Annotated in this window: 19 protein-coding genes; 5 read left to right on the top strand and 14 right to left on the bottom strand. The window is 69.4% G+C overall.

What is annotated here, in order from left to right; all coding sequences use genetic code 11:
- Nucleotides 1-52 precede the first annotated feature (52 nt).
- Nucleotides 53-682, bottom strand: coding sequence for a TetR/AcrR family transcriptional regulator (locus ACXIZN_RS07635; RefSeq protein ID WP_457953250.1), 630 nt, complete (start codon nt 680-682; stop codon nt 53-55).
- 68 nt (nt 683-750) lie between these two features.
- On the opposite strand from ACXIZN_RS07635, the gene ACXIZN_RS07630 reads away from it, so the two are divergent.
- Nucleotides 751-1,584 carry a class I SAM-dependent methyltransferase gene (locus ACXIZN_RS07630; RefSeq protein ID WP_457953249.1) on the top strand — a complete coding sequence of 278 codons (834 nt, stop codon included), beginning with the start codon at nt 751-753 and terminating at the stop codon, nt 1,582-1,584.
- Between the two features lie 60 nt (nt 1,585-1,644).
- Here the strand turns inward: ACXIZN_RS07630 and ACXIZN_RS07625 are convergent, their stop codons facing one another.
- The 7 genes from ACXIZN_RS07625 to xerD all read right to left on the bottom strand — a co-directional run bounded on the left by ACXIZN_RS07625 (nt 1,645) and on the right by xerD (nt 8,400).
- A complete protein-coding gene (locus ACXIZN_RS07625) occupies nt 1,645-3,513 on the bottom strand; it encodes a Xaa-Pro dipeptidyl-peptidase (RefSeq protein ID WP_457960473.1) in 1,869 nt (622 codons plus the stop codon).
- 93 nt (nt 3,514-3,606) lie between these two features.
- Nucleotides 3,607-4,359, bottom strand: coding sequence for a pseudouridine synthase (locus ACXIZN_RS07620; RefSeq protein WP_005153474.1), 753 nt, complete (start codon nt 4,357-4,359; stop codon nt 3,607-3,609).
- On the bottom strand, nt 4,349-5,035 hold the full coding sequence (gene scpB, locus ACXIZN_RS07615) for an SMC-Scp complex subunit ScpB (protein WP_457953248.1): 687 nt from the start codon (nt 5,033-5,035) through the stop codon (nt 4,349-4,351). The genes ACXIZN_RS07620 and scpB overlap by 11 nt, the downstream gene beginning before the upstream one ends.
- The gene (locus ACXIZN_RS07610; RefSeq protein WP_457953247.1) at nt 5,032-5,967 is read right to left on the bottom strand and encodes a segregation and condensation protein A; all 936 of its coding nucleotides are present in this window, start codon (nt 5,965-5,967) and stop codon (nt 5,032-5,034) included. Before ACXIZN_RS07610 ends, scpB begins: the two co-directional genes overlap by 4 nt.
- Nucleotides 5,967-6,392 carry a hypothetical protein gene (locus ACXIZN_RS07605; protein ID WP_034322300.1) on the bottom strand — a complete coding sequence of 142 codons (426 nt, stop codon included), beginning with the start codon at nt 6,390-6,392 and terminating at the stop codon, nt 5,967-5,969. The genes ACXIZN_RS07610 and ACXIZN_RS07605 overlap by 1 nt, the downstream gene beginning before the upstream one ends.
- Nucleotides 6,389-7,405: a ParA family protein gene (locus ACXIZN_RS07600; RefSeq protein ID WP_126736754.1), complete on the bottom strand. Its 1,017-nt coding sequence runs from the start codon at nt 7,403-7,405 to the stop codon at nt 6,389-6,391. Before ACXIZN_RS07600 ends, ACXIZN_RS07605 begins: the two co-directional genes overlap by 4 nt.
- Nucleotides 7,406-7,497: 92 nt before the next feature.
- Nucleotides 7,498-8,400, bottom strand: coding sequence for a site-specific tyrosine recombinase XerD (gene xerD, locus ACXIZN_RS07595; protein WP_192742434.1), 903 nt, complete (start codon nt 8,398-8,400; stop codon nt 7,498-7,500).
- A gap of 117 nt (nt 8,401-8,517) precedes the next feature.
- On the opposite strand from xerD, the gene ACXIZN_RS07590 reads away from it, so the two are divergent.
- Entirely contained in the window at nt 8,518-9,003 is a 486-nt protein-coding gene (locus ACXIZN_RS07590) for a DUF1707 domain-containing protein (protein WP_457953246.1), read from the top strand.
- A gap of 174 nt (nt 9,004-9,177) precedes the next feature.
- Here ACXIZN_RS07590 and ACXIZN_RS07585 read toward each other — a convergent pair whose 3' ends face one another.
- Both ACXIZN_RS07585 and ACXIZN_RS07580 read right to left on the bottom strand, forming a co-directional pair.
- A complete protein-coding gene (locus ACXIZN_RS07585; RefSeq protein WP_457953245.1) occupies nt 9,178-9,804 on the bottom strand; it encodes an NUDIX domain-containing protein in 627 nt (208 codons plus the stop codon).
- Nucleotides 9,801-11,501, bottom strand: coding sequence for a CTP synthase (locus ACXIZN_RS07580; protein WP_257485881.1), 1,701 nt, complete (start codon nt 11,499-11,501; stop codon nt 9,801-9,803). Before ACXIZN_RS07580 ends, ACXIZN_RS07585 begins: the two co-directional genes overlap by 4 nt.
- An 88-nt stretch (nt 11,502-11,589) precedes the next feature.
- Here ACXIZN_RS07580 and aroA point away from each other — a divergent pair, with 88 nt between their 5' ends.
- Nucleotides 11,590-12,879, top strand: coding sequence for a 3-phosphoshikimate 1-carboxyvinyltransferase (gene aroA, locus ACXIZN_RS07575; RefSeq protein ID WP_457953244.1), 1,290 nt, complete (start codon nt 11,590-11,592; stop codon nt 12,877-12,879).
- Here the strand turns inward: aroA and ACXIZN_RS07570 are convergent.
- Both ACXIZN_RS07570 and ACXIZN_RS07565 read right to left on the bottom strand, forming a co-directional pair.
- Nucleotides 12,876-13,811 carry an aminoglycoside phosphotransferase family protein gene (locus ACXIZN_RS07570; protein WP_257485879.1) on the bottom strand — a complete coding sequence of 312 codons (936 nt, stop codon included), beginning with the start codon at nt 13,809-13,811 and terminating at the stop codon, nt 12,876-12,878. The genes aroA and ACXIZN_RS07570 overlap by 4 nt on opposite strands.
- A gap of 23 nt (nt 13,812-13,834) precedes the next feature.
- Nucleotides 13,835-14,512: a GntR family transcriptional regulator gene (locus tag ACXIZN_RS07565; protein ID WP_457953243.1), complete on the bottom strand. Its 678-nt coding sequence runs from the start codon at nt 14,510-14,512 to the stop codon at nt 13,835-13,837.
- A gap of 148 nt (nt 14,513-14,660) precedes the next feature.
- On the opposite strand from ACXIZN_RS07565, the gene ACXIZN_RS07560 reads away from it, so the two are divergent.
- Both ACXIZN_RS07560 and ACXIZN_RS07555 read left to right on the top strand, forming a co-directional pair.
- Entirely contained in the window at nt 14,661-16,103 is a 1,443-nt protein-coding gene (locus ACXIZN_RS07560; protein WP_457953242.1) for an NCS1 family nucleobase:cation symporter-1, read from the top strand.
- The gene (locus ACXIZN_RS07555; RefSeq protein WP_457953241.1) at nt 16,103-16,813 is read left to right on the top strand and encodes an aspartate/glutamate racemase family protein; all 711 of its coding nucleotides are present in this window, start codon (nt 16,103-16,105) and stop codon (nt 16,811-16,813) included. Before ACXIZN_RS07560 ends, ACXIZN_RS07555 begins: the two co-directional genes overlap by 1 nt.
- 63 nt (nt 16,814-16,876) lie before the next feature.
- On the opposite strand, the gene ACXIZN_RS07550 is transcribed toward ACXIZN_RS07555, so the two are convergent.
- Together ACXIZN_RS07550 and steA are read right to left on the bottom strand one after the other, a co-directional pair.
- Nucleotides 16,877-17,824 carry a copper transporter gene (locus ACXIZN_RS07550; protein WP_457953240.1) on the bottom strand — a complete coding sequence of 316 codons (948 nt, stop codon included), beginning with the start codon at nt 17,822-17,824 and terminating at the stop codon, nt 16,877-16,879.
- Nucleotides 17,821-19,005, bottom strand: coding sequence for a putative cytokinetic ring protein SteA (steA, locus tag ACXIZN_RS07545; RefSeq protein WP_126736744.1), 1,185 nt, complete (start codon nt 19,003-19,005; stop codon nt 17,821-17,823). The genes ACXIZN_RS07550 and steA overlap by 4 nt, the downstream gene beginning before the upstream one ends.
- Nucleotides 19,006-19,097 lie beyond the last annotated feature (92 nt).

Genomic DNA, 19,097 nt, shown 5'->3' with positions numbered 1-19,097 from the left:
GGACGGTCCTTCCTTGCGAATTCCGCAAGGAAGGACCGTCCCTTGCGTTCACCTAGCCCTGTTCGAGCAACTGGGCGGCCAACGTGTCCTCCGCCCAGCGCTCCCACACGTCCAGCGGCCAGGCGCGGTCCCGGGTGAAGATCAGAAACAGCTCCGGGCTCAGGAGCGCGTAGAGGACGTCCGCCGCCTTGCCTGCGTCGAGACCGGTGACAGCGCCCGGTTTCCCCATCAGGACCTTCGCCGCCGTCGCGTGCACGACGTGGCGCGGATCCTCTTGCTCCGGCCACAATTCGCGCAGCTCGGGATGAGCCGCGAGCGCGGTTCGGACCATGTCCGTGACGGCGGCGACCCGTTCGAGCACGGCCCGGCAGCCCACGACCAGAGCGTTGAGCGCCTCACGCGCGTCCGGCGCGTCCACCACCCGCGCGAACCACGGCCGCTCCATCGTCGCCAGTGGACCGTCGTCACCGGCGATCGCGACGTCGACCAGTTCCTTCAGCAACGCCGGCTTGTTGCGGAAGGTGAAGTAGATGGTCTGGACCGCGACTCCCGCCCGGTCCGCGACCTGTTGAAGCGTGGTCGCGCCGTAGCCGTCGGCGAGGAAGAGCTCCGTGGCGGCCGTGATGATCCGCCGCCGGGTTTCCGCGGCCCGCTCGGATCGGGCGCCCTTGACACCACTCATGACTGGAGTCTATCTCTAGAGTTAACCACTAGAGTCCAACTCTAGTAACGACGGGATGGGGTGGCCGGATGACGGCGATCGTCAATCAGCAACAGGCCGAGGCGTGGAACGGCTGGGAAGGCAGGCTCTGGGCGGATCGTCCGGACCGCTACAACGGGATGATGGAAGCCTTCGACGCGCCGCTTTTCGCCGCGGCGGACATCCGTGACGGCCACGCCGTCCTGGACGTGGGCTGCGGCACCGGGCTCACGACCCGGATATCCGCGAAGAAGGCCGGAAGCGGGCACGCTCTGGGTATCGACCTTTCGGCCCCACAGCTGGAAAGGGCTCGTCTGGACGCGGCGGCGGAGGGAATCACCAACATCGCGTTCAAGCAGGGCGACGCGCAGGTGCACCCGTTCGACGGGCCCGGCTTCGACGTCGTCATCAGCCGGGGTGGCGTGATGTTCTTCGCCGACCTGGTCGCGGCGTTCACGCATCTTCGCGAAGCGATGGCCCCGGACGGGCGGCTGGCCTTCGTGGGACCACGGTCCGGCGACGTCGACAGCGCCTACGCCCGCGCGACGGCGGCGCTCGCGCCCTACCTCCGCGAGCCCTCCCCCGCCGCACGCGGGATGGGTTCACTGCTCGCGTCCGACCGGATCACCGAAGTGCTCACGGCGGCGGGCTTCCGCGACATCGACATCAGCCCGGTGGACGCGGAAATGGGCTTCGGGGCGGACACCCGCGACGCGACGGATTTCGTCTTCTCGATGGCCCCCATCCGGCACAACCTGCGCGATGTGGGCACGGCCTCCGTCGCGAGCCTCCGTGACCGGGTCCGGGAGGCACTCGGCGAATTCGAGACTCCGCGGGGAGTGCGGATCCCCGGCGGGGTGTGGATGGTGACCGCCGGGCGTTGACGCCGCGAACGGTCCGTTCCTCGCGGAATTCGCCAGAAACGGACCGTTCGGCATCAAGGCCTAGCCGCGTTCGAGCCCCGATACGGTCGCCGGAGCGATCTGCGCCGGAGCCGCCGGAAGCGGAGCCGGAACCGCCGACGGTCCCGCGCCCGCGACAGGCAGCGCCAGCGAGGTCTTGCCCAGGTCCACCGTGATCTTCGGGTACTGCGCCGGACCGGAGATGAACGAGCCGTCCGTCCCGCCGATGATCAGCGCGAGCTGATGCCCCGCCGGCACGACATGGTCCGTACTCGCCAGCCGGAAGGTCATCGTGTACGGCTGCCCCGGCGTCAGCGGCGATTCCTGGCTCAGCGAACGGTGGTTGGCCAGATCCGCCCACCCGCGGCTGATGATGTTCAGCCCCACCGAGACCGCGTCGGTGCTCGTGTCCAGGTAGCAGGCGTCGTTCCCGGGCGCGCTCGCGCCCCAGCACGACTGGGTCAGCTCGTTCTTGATGCCTTCCTTCGGCCCGGTGTAGTTCCGGATCGTCGCCGGGCCGTAGTCGACCAGGACCGCCGAGAGCCGCGCGGTGGGCGTCGACGGCGTCGCGGTCACGGTCACCTTCGCCGTCCCGGAGACGTGCAGGTCCTTCGCGAGCGCGCCGGTGCTGAACAGCACGCGCCCGCTCGCGGTCTCCGTCGGCCTCGCGGCCCAACTGTTCGAGGACTGGCCCGACGAGTCCGTGAACGACACCGTGCCCGTCCCAGCGGTCGTACCGAGCGTGCCGACACCCGGCGTGCTCCCGGCCGCGGGGCGCAGGGTGACGGCGCTGCCCGCGGGCCACGCCGGCTGGTCCACCCAGACGTCGGGCTCGCGTTCCACACTCGCGCCCGGGGTCTTCTCGATACCGTTGTCCACGCCGAGCAGGTAGTGGTCGAACCACTTGTGCAGGGTGTCGACCCACGCCGACCGCCGGTAGTCGAACGGATCGACGTGGCCTGCCTGCGTCAGCCAGATCTTGCGCTCGACGTTCAGCGCTTCCCACCACTGCCCGAAGTTGATCGTTTTGACGTTGAGGTCACCGAGGCCGTGCGAAGCGAGCACGCTGGCCTTCACTTTCGAAGCGCTCTGCACGTGGTCCCGGTCGAGCCAGAACGCGTTGTAGTCACCGTTCGAGGTCGCGCCCTCGGTGAGCTTCTGATTCGCCGCAGCGCAGTTCTGCCCGCCGTTGCGCCGCGAGACGGTCTGCGCGAGCCCCGCCGGGCTCCCCTGGCGCAGGTTCGCGCCGTCGGAACGGTAGTAGTCGTACCAGGAGCTGATGGCGCCGATCGGCACGATGGTCTTGAGCCCCTCGACGCCGGTCGCGGCGACGCCGTTGGCCACCGTGCCGTCGTAGGACTTCCCGATCATGCCGACCGCGCCCGTCGACCAGGTCGCGTTCGTCCTGGCCGGACCGGTCGCCGTCGTGTAGCCGTTCGCGCGGCCGTTCAGCCAGTCGACGACCTTGCGCGCCGAATTGACGTCCGACGGCCCGCCGACGTCGGTGCAGCCGCGGGACTTGTTGGTACCGGCCAGATCCACCAGGACCACGGCGTACCCGCGCGGGACGAAGAAGTTGTCGTAGTAGAGCGGGAACCCGACCGGCCTGCCCGCCGAGTCGTAGGTCTTGAGCTCGCTCTCGTTTCCCCGTCCGCAGCACGAGTAGTACGGGCTCGCGTCCATGATGACCGGGACCTTCTTGCCCTGCGCCGCCGGTTCCTTCGGCCGGATGATGTCCGCGGCGACCCGGTCCGAACGGCCGTCGCCATCGCCGTCGAGCCCGATGTCCACCCAAGCCGTCTCGCGGACGGCCTTGGCGAAGTCGTAGACCGGTTCGCTGCCCCGCGGTTTCGCCGCGGCCTGCGGTGCCGCGACCACGGCCGCGGCGACCGCCAAGATCCCTGCCAGCACAACTGTTTTCACCGTTGAGCCCTTCCCCGTCGGCTGAAAGCCCGTCAGGGAGAGCTAAACGCGGTGATCACCTGCGCAGTAGAGCGGAAAGTCTTACAGATCGACGGCGCGGTACAGCGAACCGACCTCGCCGCGGTTCAGCCGCCGGATCGAGCCCGAGCGCTGGGCGCCGAGCTGGACGTCGCCGAGCGCGGTCCGGACCAGCTTGCGCACCGGGTGCCCGGTGGCCGCCATCAGCCGCCGCACGATGTGCTTGCGGCCCTCGTGGATGACCAGTTCGATCTGGGTGCGCCCGGCCAGCATGTCCTTGACGCGGAACTGGTCGACCTTGACGATGCCGTCCGGCAGCTCGAAACCGGCCCGCAGCTCCTTGCCGAGCCCGCGCGGGACGATGCCCTCGACCTCGGCGAAGTAGGTCTTCAGCACACGGAACGACGGGTGCATCAGCCGGTGGCCGAGGTCGCCGTCGTTGGTGAGCAGCAGGAGGCCTTCGGTGTTCTCGTCGAGCCTGCCGACGTGCACGATGCCGGGTGTCTCCTCGTACCGGCCGCGCAGGTAGTCGCCGACGCACGGACGGCCGCGGTCGTCGCTCATCGTGCTGTGCACGCCCTTGGGCTTGTTCAGCAGGAGGTAGACGAGGTCCTCGCGGACCTGGACGCGGGTGCCGTCGACGTGGATCACGGAGTTGTCCGGATCGACCCGGCGGCCGAGTTCGGTGACCACCTTGCCGTCCACGCTCACGCGACCGCGCACGATCAGGTCCTCGGCCGCGCGCCGCGAGGCGACGCCCGCCTGCGAAAGGACCTTCTGCAGCCGAATGCCGTCGGGATGCGGGTCAGATGTCATCGATGGTGTCCACTTCGGGTAGCAACGGAGCGATGGGCGGAAGGTCGGCCAGGGACGAGAGGCCCAGTCGCTCCAGGAACAGCTCGGTCGTCACGTACAGCGTGCCTGTGGTTTCGGGGTCGGTCCCCATCTCCTCGATCAGGCCGCGCGCCAGCAGCGTCCTGATCACCCCGTCCACGTTCACCCCTCGGACGGCGGCGACCCTGGCCCTGGTCACCGGCTGCCGATAGGCGATCACGGCGAGGCTCTCCAGTGCGGCTCGCGTCAGCTTGGAACGCTGGCCGTCGAGCAGAAGCTTCTCCACGAACGGGGCATAGACGTCCCTAGTGTAGAACCGCCACCCTTCGCCGACTCGGCGCAGGTCGATTCCGCTGGTCCGCTCGGTGAACTTCTGCGCCATCGTGCGCAGCGCCACGGTCACCCGCGACACGGGCTGGCCGACCGTGTCGGCGAGGGATTCCTCGTTGATCGGCGAGTCGACGACCAGGAGCAACGCCTCCAGGGCCGCTTCGAGCGCCTCGTCGGAGGTGACGTCGGGATAGTCGCCGTCGCCCGCCGCGACGAGCCCCTCGTCGGCAGGCGGCTCCGCCTCGGACTCCGGCTCGACGGCGGGGGCCTCGGCCGTCTCCGGCGTCTCCACGGTCTTATCGGTCTCTTCGGTGTTCTCCGGGCTCACCCGTACTCCTCGTCCTCAGCGGCGGCGCGATCGTGTTCGGCCGCCACCGACGCCTCCTCCACGGACCCGCCGGTCCAGCGCACGTGCAGTTCGGCGAGCGCCTCCAGCTGCTCGAACTGGACCGTGGCCTCCCGGTACAGCTCCAGCAGCGCGAGGAACCGCGCCACGATCTCGACGGTGTGCTCGCAGTCGTCGACCAGCTCACCGAAGGTCGCTTCGCCCAGTTCCGCCAGCTTGAGCCGCAGCAGCGCGGCGTGTTCGCGCACCGAGACCCGGCCCATGTGGATGTGCGCGATCGACACCGTCGGCGGCGGCTTCGGTTTGAAGACCGCGACCGCGATCTCGGCGAACTTCGCCGGGTCGACACCGAGCATCACCTCGGGCAGCAGACCCATGAACCGCTCTTCGAGCGCGACCGACCGCGGATACCGTCGCAGCGCGCCGGCCTCCAGCTCGCCGAACAGCGCCGCGACCTGCTTGTACGCGCGATACTGCAGCACGCGCGCGAACAGCAGGTCTCGTGCTTCGAGCAGAGCGAGGTCGTCTTCGCTCTCCACCTCGGCGGCGGGCAGCAACCGTGCCGCCTTGAGATCGAGCAGGGTCGCCGCGATGACCAGGAACTCGGTCGTCTCGTCGAGGTTCCACTCCGTGCCGAGCGCACGGGTGTAGGCGATGAAATCGTCCGTGACCTGATGCAACGCGACTTCGGTGACGTCGAGCTGGTGCTGCGAGATCAGCTGGAGCAGCAGATCGAAGGGACCCTGGAAGTTCGACAGGTTCACCTTGAACTTGGACGTGCTCAGCTCTTCACTGGCCAGTCCTTCGGGGACCATCCCGCCGTGCACGGTCTCGTGCACGGCGGGGGTCTCGTCTGCCTCTGTCCGCTCGACCGGCTCTGAGCCGCTGGGAGCAGCCGCGGCCGGGTCGTCCATCAGCTCTCGGTCTCTTTTCCGTCCTCGCTGCCCGCCCGCAGACGCTGGACGAGGACCGAGTCCTCGCCCGCCGCGTCGAAGTCGGCCAGCAGCACGGCCACCGCCTCGCGGACCAGCCTGCCGCGATCGAGGACGAGACCGTGCTTCGCCCGGAGGTTGAGCCTGGCCTGCTCCATCGCCAGCAGTTCGTCGCCGGAGACGTAGACGGTGATCTTCGCGTCGTGTTTGGTCCGCCCCGACCCGCTGCGCGCGGCACGGGCCAGCTGTTCCTTGTGCGCGTTCCCCGTCTCGTTCCCGGAACCGTTCCCGTTGCCGTTCCCCTTCGAGGGGGCGGGCTGCTCGGGCGCGGGCGGGAGATCGAGGGCGGGGCTGGAGGTGATCCTGAAAAGTTCGGACGCTCCGGGCAGGGAAGCTCGCCTGCTCACCGAGCGATCACCTCACGGGCAAGCGCGCGATAGGCCGCCGCGCCCGCTGATTTGGGAGCCCAGGTCGTGATCGGCTCGCCCGCGACCGTCGTCTCGGGGAACCGCACGGTGCGGTTGATCACCGTGTCGAACACGGTGTCGCCGAATGCCTCCACCACTCTCGCCATGACCTCCTTCGAGTGCAGGGTTCTCGGGTCGTACATGGTGGCGAGAATCCCGGTGATGTCCAGTTTGGGGTTGAGGCGTTCCTGCACCTTCTCGATGGTGTCGATCAGGAGCGCTACGCCTCGCAGACTGAAGAACTCGCACTCCAGCGGGATGATCACACCGTCCGCGGCGGTCAGTGCGTTCACCGTCAGCAGGCCTAGCGAGGGCTGGCAGTCGACAAGAACATAGTCGTAGTCGTTCATGACCGGACGAAGGACCCGTAACAAAGTGTGTTCGCGCCCTACCTCTGCGACCAACTGGACCTCGGCCGCGGACAGGTCGATGTTGCTCGGCAGCAGGTCGACGCCGTCCACCCTGGTCTTCCGGATGACGTCGGTGATGGCGACCGAGCGCTCCATGATGACGTTGTAGACCGTCTGGTCCAGCTCGTGCGGCTGAATGCCGAGGCCGACCGAGAGCGCGCCCTGTGGGTCGAAGTCGACCAGCAGCACCCGGCGGCCGCATTCGGCCAGCGCCGCGCCGAGGTTGATGGTCGAGGTGGTCTTGCCGACCCCGCCCTTCTGGTTGCACATGGCCATCACCAGTGCGGGACCGTGCCGGTCCAACGGCGGCGGATCGGGGATCTCGCGGTACGGACGGCCCGTGGGGCCGATCCCGTCCCTCTCGAGTTCTTGCTGCTTGGTTTCTTTGGCGCGCTTGGCCTTGCGGCCGCGGGAAGAGATCGTGTCCTCCGACGGTTCGTCGCCGTCGTGTTCGGCGGGGGTTGCGATGGTCACCTGGCTGAGGCTCGCGGCAGCCGAACCGGCGGACGCGGACGGCTTCGCCGGCTCGTTCGGTGTCGACATAACGCGAAAGCTCCTCTTCGGCAGGATCCTCGGCAGCCTATGCGCGATCCGGGAGTCGAGCCAACGAGGCACGCCGGGACCGACCGGGTCGATTAGCCCAGCGCGCGGGGATGTGCTGTGGCGTAAACCTCGCGGAGCGTGTTGACCGTGACCAGCGTGTACACCTGGGTGGTGGTCACCGAAGCGTGACCGAGGAGTTCCTGCACGACGCGGACGTCGGCGCCGCCTTCGAGAAGGTGCGTGGCGAAGGAATGGCGCAGCGTGTGCGGGGAGACGCCCGCCGTGATCCCCGCGGATTCCGCGGTGTCCTTGAGAACCTGCCACGCGCTCTGCCGGGAAAGCCTGGAGCCGCGGGCGTTCAGGAACATCGCCGGCGTACCCCGGCCGTGGGTGGCGAGCGCCGGCCGCGCGCGGACGAGGTACGCGTGCACCGCTTCCAGCGCGGGACGGCCGATCGGCACGATGCGCTGTTTGCCGCCTTTGCCGTCGAGCAGCACGGTGCGTTCGGCGTCGTCGATGTCGTCGACGTCGAGCCCGACGGCCTCGGAGATCCGCGCGCCGGTGGAGTAGAGCAGTTCCAGCAGTGCCCGGTCCCGCAGCGGGCGTTCGCCCTCGGGCGGTGGGGTTTCCAGCAGTTTCAGCACGTCGCCCACCGGCAGCGCCTTGGGCAGCCGTTTGGCCGCGGCGGGCGGGCGGACCTCGCGGGCCGGGTCGTTCTCGGTGATGCCGTCGGCGTGCGCGAACTTGTGCAGCCCCCGCACCGCGACCAGCGCGCGGGCCGCCGACGACGCGGCGAGCGGCCGATGCTCTTCGTCGCCTTCGCGCAGCGCCGCGCCGAACGAGGTGATGTGCGCCGAGGTGACGTCGCTGAAGCGCTCGACATCGGCGGCGCCGAGGTACGCGGTGTACCGGCGCAGGTCGCGGGAGTAGCTGTCGAGGGTGTTCCTCGCGGTTCCGCGCTCGACCACCAGATGGTCGAGGTATGCGGCGACCACCTGGGCGACTCCGGTACCGCCGGCCCGTGACACACGGACACTCTAGGACGATCGCGACCCGTTCGGGGGATCGCCGCGCGTACGCGTCGCAGGTGTGAAACGGGCTACCTTGGGAGCATGTCCCAGCAACCGGACCCGGACGAAATGCGTGTCGGCACCGCCGAGCGCGAGGAGGCGGCACGGCTGCTCGCCGATCACTACAGCCAGGGAAGGATCACGCCCGACGAGTACGAAGGCCGCGTCCTCGCCGCGTACGAGGCCGTGACGCTCGGCGAACTCCGGCCGCTGTTCCAGGACCTGCCCGCGCCGCACCCGAAGTCACTGGCGCCGCGGTTCGACCCGCCGCCGTTCGTGCCCGTGTACCAGCAGCCCGCCGCGGTCGCGCCGTACTCGCCGAAGTCGAAGATCGCCGCCGGGGTGCTGCAGATCGTGCTGCCGTTCGGGATCGGGCGCTTCTACACCGGCCATGTCGGTCTCGCCATCGGCCAGCTGGCGGTCGTGCTGGTCACCTGCGGCGTCGGGGCGGTCTGGCCGATTGTCGACGGGATCGTGCTGCTGGCGAACGGCGGCACCGACGCGCAGGGCCGCCGTCTCCGCGACTGACCGCCTCTGCTCCGCGAATGGCTGCCGTGCCGGCGTGCATGTCGCGAAAGCCACTTTCGCGACGTCTGATGTCCCGAAAGTGGCTTTCGCGACACCCTCGCCTCTCCCGTCCCGAAATGCCCTGAGCGGTCCGTTACTTCGCAAGCAACGGACCGCTCAAGCGAGCGAAGGGCGTCAGAGACCGCGCGAAGCGAACTTCGTCGGCCTGTCCTCCCAAGGAGCGTCGACCGGCCGCGACGAAGCCGCGCCCGAAAGCACCGCGTGCGCGGCGAGCACGCCACCGACGGTCGACCCGTTCACCAGCTCACCCGCCAGCGCCATCCGCACCGCCTCGGCGAGCGGGAACTTCCGCATGACGAGATCCGCCTCCTCGTCGCCGAGGACCTCCCTGTCCACTTCGGACAGCTCGCGGGCGAGGTAGACGCGGACGACCTCGTCGGTGAAGCCGGGCGACGCCGCGACGTCGACCAGGGTCTCCCAGCGCTCGGCGCTGAGCCCGACCTCCTCGACCAGCTCGCGTTTGGCCGCCTCGACGGGGTCCTCCCCCGCCTTGTCGATCAGCCCGGCGGGCAGTTCCCACAGCCGCCGCCCGATCGGGTGGCGGTACTGGTGGATCAGCGTCACCATGCCGTCCGAGTCGAGCGCGACGACGGCGACCGCGCCGAGGTGCTCGACGACCTCCCGGCGGGCGGTGCCGCCGCCGGGCATCACGACCTCGTCGACCCGCAGCCCCACCACCCGTCCGATGTGGACGTCCTTTGTGGACGCGACGGTGAACTCGTGCTTACCGGGCTCGCTCACCGGGCCGCCGTCTGGGCGGTTTCGGGCAGCTCGACCGGCAGCCGCTCGGCGACCTTACGGTCGACGACGGCCTTCACGAACGCGCTGAACAGCGGGTGCGGGCGGGTCGGGCGACTCTTGAGCTCCGGGTGCGCCTGGGTGCCGACGAAGAACGGGTGCTTGTCGGCGGGCAGCTCCACGAACTCGACCAGGTGGTCGTCGGGCGAGGTGCCCGAGAACACCAGACCGGCGTCGGAAAGGCGCTTGCGGTAGGCGTTGTTGACCTCGTAGCGGTGGCGGTGCCGCTCGGAGACCTCGGTGCTGCCGTACGCCTTCGCGACCTGCGAACCCGGCTTGAGCTTGGCGACGTAGGCGCCGAGCCGCATCGTGCCGCCCATGTCACGCTCGCCGGCGACGACGTCACGCTGGTCGGCCATCGTGGAGATGACCGGGTTCGGGCCGTCCTCGAACTCGGCCGAGTTCGCGTCCTTGATACCCGCCAGGTTCCGCGCCGCGTCGATCACCATGCACTGCAGGCCGAGGCACAGGCCCAGCAGCGGCAGCCCGTGGGTGCGGGCGTAGGCGATGGCGCCGACCTTGCCCTCGATACCGCGGACGCCGAAGCCGCCCGGCACCAGCACACCGTCCACATCGGACAGCGCCGCGGCCGCACCCGCCGGGGTCTCGCAGGAGTCCGAGGGGACCCAGGAGATCTGGACCTTGGCGCGGTGGGCGAACCCGCCCGCGCGCAGCGCCTCGGTGACCGACAGGTACGCGTCCGGCAGGTCGATGTACTTGCCGACGAGCGCGACCCGCACCGTCTCCGACGGGTTGTGCACGCGGTCGAGCAGGTCGCCCCACACGGTCCAGTCGACGTCGCGGAACGGCAGCCCGAGACGGCGCACCACGTAGGCGTCGAGCGCCTCACGGTGCAGCACCTTCGGGATGTCGTAGATCGACGGCGCGTCGGGGCAGGCGATGACGGCTTCGGTGTCGACGTCGCACATCAGGCCGATCTTGCGCTTGAGGTCCTCCGGCAGCTCGCGGTCGGCGCGGCAGACGAGCGCGTCGGGCTGGATACCGATGTTGCGCAGCGCGGCGACCGAGTGCTGGGTCGGCTTGGTCTTCAGCTCACCCGACGGGGCGAGGTACGGGACCAGGGAGACGTGGAGGAAGAAGCACTGGTCGCGGCCGACGTCGTGGCGGACCTGACGGCAGGCCTCCAGGAACGGCAGCGACTCGATGTCGCCGACGGTGCCGCCGACCTCGGTGATCACGACGTCCGGGCTGTTCCCGTCCTCGTCGGCGCCCGCCGCGGCGGTGATCCTCGCCTTGATCTCGTCGGTGATGTGCGGGATGACCTGCACGGTGTCGCCGAGGTACTCACCGCGGCGCTCCTTGGCGATGACCTCGGAGTACACCTGCCCGGTGGTGACGTTCGCCTTGCCGTCGAGAGCCCGGTCGAGAAAACGCTCGTAGTGCCCGATGTCCAGATCGGTCTCGGCGCCGTCGTCGGTGACGAACACCTCACCGTGCTGGAACGGGTTCATCGTGCCCGGATCGACGTTGAGGTACGGATCCAGCTTCTGCATCGTGACCCGGAGCCCACGTGCGGTAAGGAGCTGACCCAGGCTGGAAGCCGTGAGTCCCTTACCCAGAGAGGAGGCAACGCCTCCGGTGACAAAGACATACTTGGTAGCCCGCGACTGAAGTCCCACGGGCTTCCACCTTATCGCACGCCCGCCGGGGCGCTCACCGGCCACGCCGCAAGCGTCCGATGGAGTGGAAAACCGCTACCCTCGCGACGTGACAGACGCGCACGACACCTGGACCGCACCGGTCGCGGAAGGCCCGCTCGACGCGGACATCCGCGTCCCCGGTTCGAAGTCGATCACCAACCGGGCCTACGTCCTCGCCGCGCTCGCCAGCGCGCCGACGCGGGTGCGAACCCCGCTCGACTCCCGGGACGCGCGCCTGATGCTCGGCGCCATCTACGCCCTCGGCGCCCACTCGCAGGGCAGCATCGGCGGCTACCTCGTGCACCCGCTCGGCCCCGGCCGCGTCCATCCCGACGAGACAGTCCGGGTGGAACTCGGCAACGCGGGCACGGTCGCCCGGTTCACCCCCGCGCTCGCCGCACTGGGCACGGGCCCGGCGCTGTTCGACGGCGACGAGGCGATCCGCCGCCGTCCGATCGGGCCGCTGCTGAAGGCGCTGCGCGACCTCGGCGCCCGCATCGACGACGACCGCCGCGACGCGCCGCCCTTCACCGTCCACGGCGAAGGCGGCTTGCGGGGCGGCAGGGTCGACCTGGACGCCTCGGCGTCGAGCCAGTTCCTGTCGGCGCTGCTGCTCGCCGGGCCGTCGTTCCAGCAGGGCGTCACCGTGCGCCTCGTGGGCGGCCAGGTGCCGAGCGAGCCGCATATCGCCATGACCGTCGAGATGCTCCGCCGGTTCGGGGCCACTGTGGACCGCGAGGGCGCCGAGTTCCACGTCGCCCCGACACGGCTTTCCTGCCCCGAGTACATCGTCGAGCCGGATCTTTCGACGGCGGCGCCGTTCGTCGCCGCCGCGATCGCGACCGGCGGCACGGTGCGCGTCGCGGGCTGGCCGCAGCGGACGACGCAACCCGGGGACTGGCTGCGCAGCCTGGCGCCCGTACTGGGTGCCACCGCCGAACTCGACGCGGCGGGCCTGACGGTCACCGGCAGCGGCACGATTCCCGGCGTCGAGCTGGATCTGCACGACGTCGGCGAGCTGACGCCGGTGATCGCGGCGCTGCTGTGCTTCGCCGAGGGACCGTCGGTCATCTCCGGGGTGGCGCATCTTCGCGGCCACGAGACCGACCGGCTGACCGCGCTGGCCACCGAACTGTCGTCGCTCGGCGGCGACGTCCGCGAGACCGAGGACGGGCTGCGCATCACGCCGGCGCCGCTGCACGGCGGGAAGTTCCGCACCTACGACGACCACCGGCTGGTGATGGCGGCCGCGGTGCTCGGCCTCAAGGTCGAAGGGGTCGAGGTGGAGAATCCGGGGACGGTCGGGAAGACCTTCCCCGGATTCGCCGAGGCCTGGACCTCGATGCTCGTCGCCTAGGCGAGCCCGCCGGCGAACGGGGTCTCCCGCCACTGTTCGATCATCGGCTTCAAACCTTCCAGCAGCATCGGCAGCTCCGGCGCCATCGCCAAGCAGGCCACCCCTTGAAGCATGGCCAGCGCGCCCAGTGCCTTCAGTACTCGTTCGTCCGCCTCGCGCAGCCCGAGCTGCTCGGCGGCGGCGTTGTAGGCCGCGACGCCCTCGGCTCCCATGGCCGGGAGATCCAGTTCGATCGGGGCACGGTTGACGAGTTCGAAGTCCGAGCAGAGTTCGCCGTCCGGCGTGGCGATCAGGTTGTACCCGGGGGCGTCACCGTGTACCGGCTGGACCGTCGCGCCGGGGAAGGCCCGGGTGAACGCCGCTTCCGACTCGAACAACGGCCGGAGGACGTCCCATTCGCGCCGGGCCCGGTCCAGGTCGGCCGGTTCCAGCAGATCCGGGCGGTCCGCGAGCTGGTCGAGGCCGTCGGGGACGAACGGGATCAGACCGCCCATGAAGGCCAGGTCGCCGTCGTACTCGCGGAGGGCGGCGTGCAACCGGGCGACGATCCCCGCCCCGCGTTCGGGGCTGATCTCGGCTTCCTTGTCGTGCTCGACGAACTGCCAGAACGTCATCGAGAAACCGTCGCGCTGTACGGGTTCCGCGGGTACGAGCGGGCTCGGCGGGACGACCGGGTGGCCGCGGCTCGCGAGCCAGCCGGTGACGGCCAGCTCACGCCGCTGGTCGATCAGCTGCGTCTCGAGCGTGGTCGTGCGCGGCAGCACGGTCGGCACGCGCACTACCACCGGCAGGGGTGACAAGCGCACGATGACCGAGAAGACGTCGTACAGGATTTCCGGCTCGTCGAAGGACAGTCCGAGGTCGCGGCCCGCGGATACCGCGGCGGCCACCGCCCGCGCGGTGCGGGCGGCCCGTTGTTCGTCGGTGATCATGTCGCGAGTCTGGCATGTCCGGTTCACCCGGCGGAGCGTTCTCCGCCGTCTTCGGGGAACAGCGCCTTCAGCGTGACCTCCCGGTTCACCCGCACATGCTCGACGGCGTGGGCCCGCGCGCGGTCGGCGTCACCCGACGCGATCGCGTCGTAGAGGCGGCGGTGCTCGTCGAGCAGTTCGCCCCAGTGTTCGTTTTGGCTGGTCAGCCAGCGCAGCCTGCCTTCGAGCGGGCGGAGGATCTCGTGCAGCAGCACATTGCCGGCGACCGCCACGATCTGGTCGTGGAAGCGGGTGTTGAGCAGGGTGATCCGGGCCGGGTCGCCGCTTTCGGTCGCGCGGGCGGCGTCGGTGAGCAGCCGTTCGAGCGCGCGGAGTTCCGCTTTGCCCGCCCGTTCGGCGGCCAGGCCGGCGGCGAGTCCTTCGAGCGCCTCGCGGACGTCGAACAGTTCCTCGACGTCGGCCTTGGCCAGCTGGCGCACGACGATGCGCCGCGGCGACTGGACGGCGAGGAAACCTTCGGCCTCCAGGCTCCGGATGGCCTCGCGCACCGGGACCCGGGAGACGCCGAGGTCTTCGGCGAGTTCGCGTTCGACCAACCTGTCCCCCGGCTTCAGCCGTCCGGCGAGGATACGTTCACGCAGCTCGTCGCGGACCCGTTGCCGGGTCGCGGCCAGCGGCTGACGCGGTCCTTCCTCGGCCACCTGAGCCCCCTTCACCACCGCTGTAACAGCTTGTAACACCGAGTTTATCGGCAGAAACCTTGACGACGGGCCACTGCGGGGTGATATTTGGGATGCCAAATTTTGGGATACCAAATCGACCGGACGTCCCCGTCGATCGGAGGCCCGCATGACCGCCGCACCAGCAACCCGGTCCGAAGCGCCTACCACCGAGAACGCCGATCCCCGGCTCTGGAACGAAGACCTCGCCCCGGCGAAGGAACGCCGCTGGAAGGTCTACGACATCTTCGCGCTGTGGATGTCGGACGTGCACAACCTCGGCAACTACACCTTCGCGGCGGGCCTGTTCGTCCTCGGGCTCTCGGCCTGGCAGGTGTTCACCGCGCTGCTGACCGGCTTCGTGCTCATCTACTTCGGCATGAACCTGATGGGCCGGATCGGCCAGAAGACCGGCGTCCCCTTCCCCGTCGTCGCCCGCATCAGCTTCGGCACCTTCGGCGCGAACCTGCCCGCGCTGATCCGCGCGATCATCGCGATCTTCTGGTACGGCATCCAGACCTACCTCGCCTCCGTCGCCATCACGCTGCTCGTGCTCGCGATCGATCCGGGCCTGAAACCGTTGACGGAAGTGGGTTTCCTCGGCCTGCACGCCCTCGGCTGGATCTGCTTCATCGCGCTGTGGCTCGCCCAGGCGCTCGTGCTCACCCGCGGTATGGAGGCCGTGCGCAAGTTCCAGGACTGGTGCGGTCCCGGTATCTGGGTCGTGATGATCGCGCTCGCCGTGTGGATCCTCGCCGCCGCCGACTGGAACATCTCCTTGACCAGCAACCCGAAGGCACTGTCCACAGGGGAGCAAGTACGGCAGTGGTTCGGCGCGGTCGGCCTGATCCTGTCCATCTACGGCACCCTGATGCTCAACTTCTGCGACTTCTCGCGGTTCGCCCCGAACCAGAAAACGGTGCGACGCGGCAACTTCTGGGGTCTGCCGATCAACTCGACGGCGTTCGCGCTGCTGTCGGTGCTGGTGACCGCGGGCAGCCTCCAGGTGTTCGGCGAAGCCATCACCGACCCCGCCGAACTGCTGGCCCGCATCGACAACACCCCCGTGCTGATCATCGGAGCGCTGACCTTCGCGATCGCCACCATGGGCGTGAACATCGTCGCGAACTTCGTCTCCCCCGCCTACGACCTGGCCAACATCTGGCCGAAACGGATCACCTTCACCATCGGCGGGATGATCAGCGCGGTAGCGGCGTTGTGCGTGCTGCCGTGGAAGCTGTACTCCTCCCCCGCGGTGGTCAACTATTTCCTCGGTGGCCTCGGCGCCTTCCTCGGCCCGCTGTTCGGCATCATGATCGTCGACTACTACCTGGTCAAACGCGGCCGGATCGACGTGGACAAGCTGTTCGTGGCCGGACCCGATTCGCCGTACCACTACAAACGCGGGTTCAACCCGCGCGCGATGATCACCTTCCTGCCCACGGCGGCGTTGTCCGCGATCATCGCGCTGGTGCCGTTCTTCGCCCCCGCCGCGCCGTACTCCTGGTTCATCGGCACCGCATCCGCCGCGGCCCTCTATTTCGTGGTGACGCGCAAGCAGCGGGTCGTGTGATGCGGATCCTGGTGACCAACTGCAACACCACCGAGGCGATGACGAAGGAGATCGAGGCCGGCGCCCGCGCCGCGGCGAGTCCCGGCACCGAAATCCTGGCCAGAACCCCTTTGTGGGGCCCGGAATCCGCGGAAGGCTGGCTGGACAGCTTTCTCAGCGCCGCGGCCGTCCTCGACCTTCTCAACGGGCTGGACGAGCCGTTCGACGCGCTCGTGATGGCCGGTTTCGGCGAGCACGGACGGGAAGGCGCGCGGGAACTGCTCGACGTCCCGGTCGTCGACATCACCGAGGCCGCCGCGCATCTGGCCTGTCTGCTGGGAAGACGCTACGGCGTCGTGACCACATTGGACCGGACGTGCGGGCTCATCGAAGACAGCCTGCACGCCGCGGGCGTCGCACAGAACTGCGTCGGCGTCCTCGGTGCCGGGCTCGGCGTGCTCGAACTGACCGACGAGCGCCGGACGGAATCCGCGCTGCTGACCGCCGGACGGCGCGCCCGCGACGCGGGAGCGGAAGTCCTCGTCCTCGGCTGCGCGGGAATGACGGGACTCGATCGACGGATCTCGGCGATGCTGGACATCCCGGTGATCGACGGCGTCGCCGCCGCCGTCCGCCTCGCCGAATCCCTTGTCGCTCTCGGCCTCAAGACCAGCCGGGTCGGCTCCTACGCCCGCCCGCTCCCGAAAACCCGTCTCTGGCCCCGCATTTAGTCCTCTGGATGCGGTAGTTGCACACGCAAGTACCGCATCCAGAGGACTAAATGCGTAAGGGGGCTAGTTGCCGTCGGCGGCGATACCGGGGGCAGGTGCCTGGGCGTTGCCCGCGATGCCGTAGCGGCCCGCACCGCCTTCGAGCTGCTCGCGCAGCGCCAAGATCGTGGTGACCCGGCCCGCCGCGGTCTCCGCGTTGTCCACAGTGGACAGGATCGAGGTCGACGAGGTGTCGGCGCGGACGACGCCGATCGCGCCGGTGCCGTCGGCGGATCCCGCGCCCCCGGCCAGCACGGTGCCCGCGCCGGAGCGGTCCAGCTGCGCGGCGAACCGCGCGATGGTCGAGGCACGGTCACCGGCGCCGTCACCGGTGTACTTCGAACCGGTGAGCACGATCGCGAGCTGCGCGGGCTTCACCTCCCCGCCGGTCTTCAGGAAACCGCCGTCGGTGAGCCCGCCGAGCGCGGCCGCCAGCTCCACCGGCGTGGACTGCGGCTGCGCGTTGTCCTTGTTCAGCAACGCGACCGAGCCGATCAGCGCGCCCGCGAGGGTGCCGGGGTCACCCGCGGTCGGGAACTGGACACCGGCGGGCTGCAGACGCGACACGACGTCACGCAGCTGATCGGAGCGCATCGGGTCCGAGAACGCCTCGGTCAGCTGGATCTCCCCGGTGACGGCGGCACCGGACTGACCGACGAGCTGCTTGAGCGCGTCACGGTCCGCCGGCTTCGCGTCCTCTGTGGTCACCAGTACCACCGAACGCTTGTCCAGCTGCCCGGCGACGACCTTCGGCCCCATCGCGCCGGCGAACGCGTCCGCGTCGCCGAGCCTGGCGTTGAGCGTGTTGCGCTGCGCTTCCAGATCCGCGACCTGGGAACCCAGATCCTCCTTCTGGCCGGCCAGACCCGAAAGCAGCGCACCGTTCAGCGCCGTGGACCCGAGCACCACCCCGATGGCGAGCGCCAGGAAGCAGGCGGCGATGGAAACGATGTGGTACCGCAGTGAAATCACGTGAAGAGTCCCTTGCCCCAGGCGATGAACGAGTTCCAGGTGTCGCGAATCCAGTCGAGATAGACCGAACCCACGTCGGACACCAGCAGCGCGGCCCCGACGGCCACCAGGGTCGCGACGACCAGCAGGACGATCGCGCCGATGGACACCCGGCTGCGGTGCAGGGTCGCGACCGCCTTGCCGTCGACCAGTTTCGTGCCGAGCTTGAGCCTGGTGAGGAACGTCGACGGGTTCGAACCGGACCGGCCGTGGTCGAGGAACTCCCGCAGGGTCGCCTGGAAACCGACGGTGACCACCAGGCTCGCCTCGTGCGCGTCGGCCAGCAGCAGCGCCAGGTCCTCGGCGTTGCCCGTCGCGGGGAAGGTGACCGCGCCGATCCCGAGGTCCTGGATGCGCTCGACGCCCGGCGCGTGCCCGTCCGGCTGCGCCGGGACCACGACCTCGCCGCCGCTGCGCAGCGTCTCCGCGCCGATCCCGTGCGGGTCGCCGACGATGACGTCCGGCTGGTACCCCTGCGCGCGCAGGGTGTCGGCGCCGGCGTCGACACCGATCAGCACCGGCCGGTGCTCGCCGATGTACTTCTTCAGCTTCTTGAGGTCTTCGGCGTGCCCGTTGCCGCCCGCGACCACGAGGGCGTGCCGGTCCTTGAGCGGAACGCGGATCTCCGGGACACCGACACCGTCGAGGATGAGGCTGCGTTCCCGGCGGAGGAATTCGATCGTGTTCGCGGAGAACGCCTCGAGCTGGGTGGACATCCCGGCCTTGGCCTCGATCATCTGGTCCGCGACGCTTTCCCGCGTCTGCTGGACACCCGAGCCGAGCTGCCGCTCTCCGATGTAGACGACGCCTTCGTGCAGGCGGAGTTTCGTGCCGTCCTTGACCTTGCGCAGCAGTTCGCCGCCGACCGAATCGACCAGCGGGATCCCGGCCTCGAGCAGGATCTCCGGGCCCAGGTTGGGGAAACGGCCGGAGATCGACGGCGAGGCGTTCACCACCGCCGCGACTTCGGCCTCCACCAAGGCATCGGCCGTCGACCGGTCCAGGTCGAGCTGGTCGAGGACGACGATGTCGCCAGGGCTCAGCCGGCGGAGCAGCTCGCGCGTACGCCGGTCGACCCTGGCGACGCCGGTGATCCCGGGGAGGGTCTCTTGGTTACGCGAGAGCAAGCCGGTGAGCTTCATGCGACCGATAGTGACAAATTCGCGCGGCCTTCCGTGTCCGCCACGCCGATGGAAACACGCCGATTAACCCACACCGGTTCGGCCGCGGTCTC

Source organism: Amycolatopsis sp. TRM77291 (genome assembly GCF_054166285.1).
The sequence above is the reverse complement of the archived record's forward strand: the minus strand, read 5'-3'. Positions and strand labels throughout refer to the sequence as shown.

Coding starts and splice junctions, on each gene's coding strand:
- ACXIZN_RS07555 (WP_457953241.1), top strand. CDS start 16,103: ATGCGGATCCTGGTGACCAACTGCAACACCACCGAGGCGATGACGAAG.
- ACXIZN_RS07590 (WP_457953246.1), top strand. CDS start 8,518: ATGTCCCAGCAACCGGACCCGGACGAAATGCGTGTCGGCACCGCCGAG.
- ACXIZN_RS07620 (WP_005153474.1), bottom strand. CDS start 4,359: ATGACATCTGACCCGCATCCCGACGGCATTCGGCTGCAGAAGGTCCTT.
- ACXIZN_RS07560 (WP_457953242.1), top strand. CDS start 14,661: ATGACCGCCGCACCAGCAACCCGGTCCGAAGCGCCTACCACCGAGAAC.
- steA (WP_126736744.1), bottom strand. CDS start 19,005: ATGAAGCTCACCGGCTTGCTCTCGCGTAACCAAGAGACCCTCCCCGGG.
- ACXIZN_RS07570 (WP_257485879.1), bottom strand. CDS start 13,811: ATGATCACCGACGAACAACGGGCCGCCCGCACCGCGCGGGCGGTGGCC.
- ACXIZN_RS07610 (WP_457953247.1), bottom strand. CDS start 5,967: ATGGACGACCCGGCCGCGGCTGCTCCCAGCGGCTCAGAGCCGGTCGAG.
- ACXIZN_RS07600 (WP_126736754.1), bottom strand. CDS start 7,405: ATGTCGACACCGAACGAGCCGGCGAAGCCGTCCGCGTCCGCCGGTTCG.
- ACXIZN_RS07635 (WP_457953250.1), bottom strand. CDS start 682: ATGAGTGGTGTCAAGGGCGCCCGATCCGAGCGGGCCGCGGAAACCCGG.
- ACXIZN_RS07630 (WP_457953249.1), top strand. CDS start 751: ATGACGGCGATCGTCAATCAGCAACAGGCCGAGGCGTGGAACGGCTGG.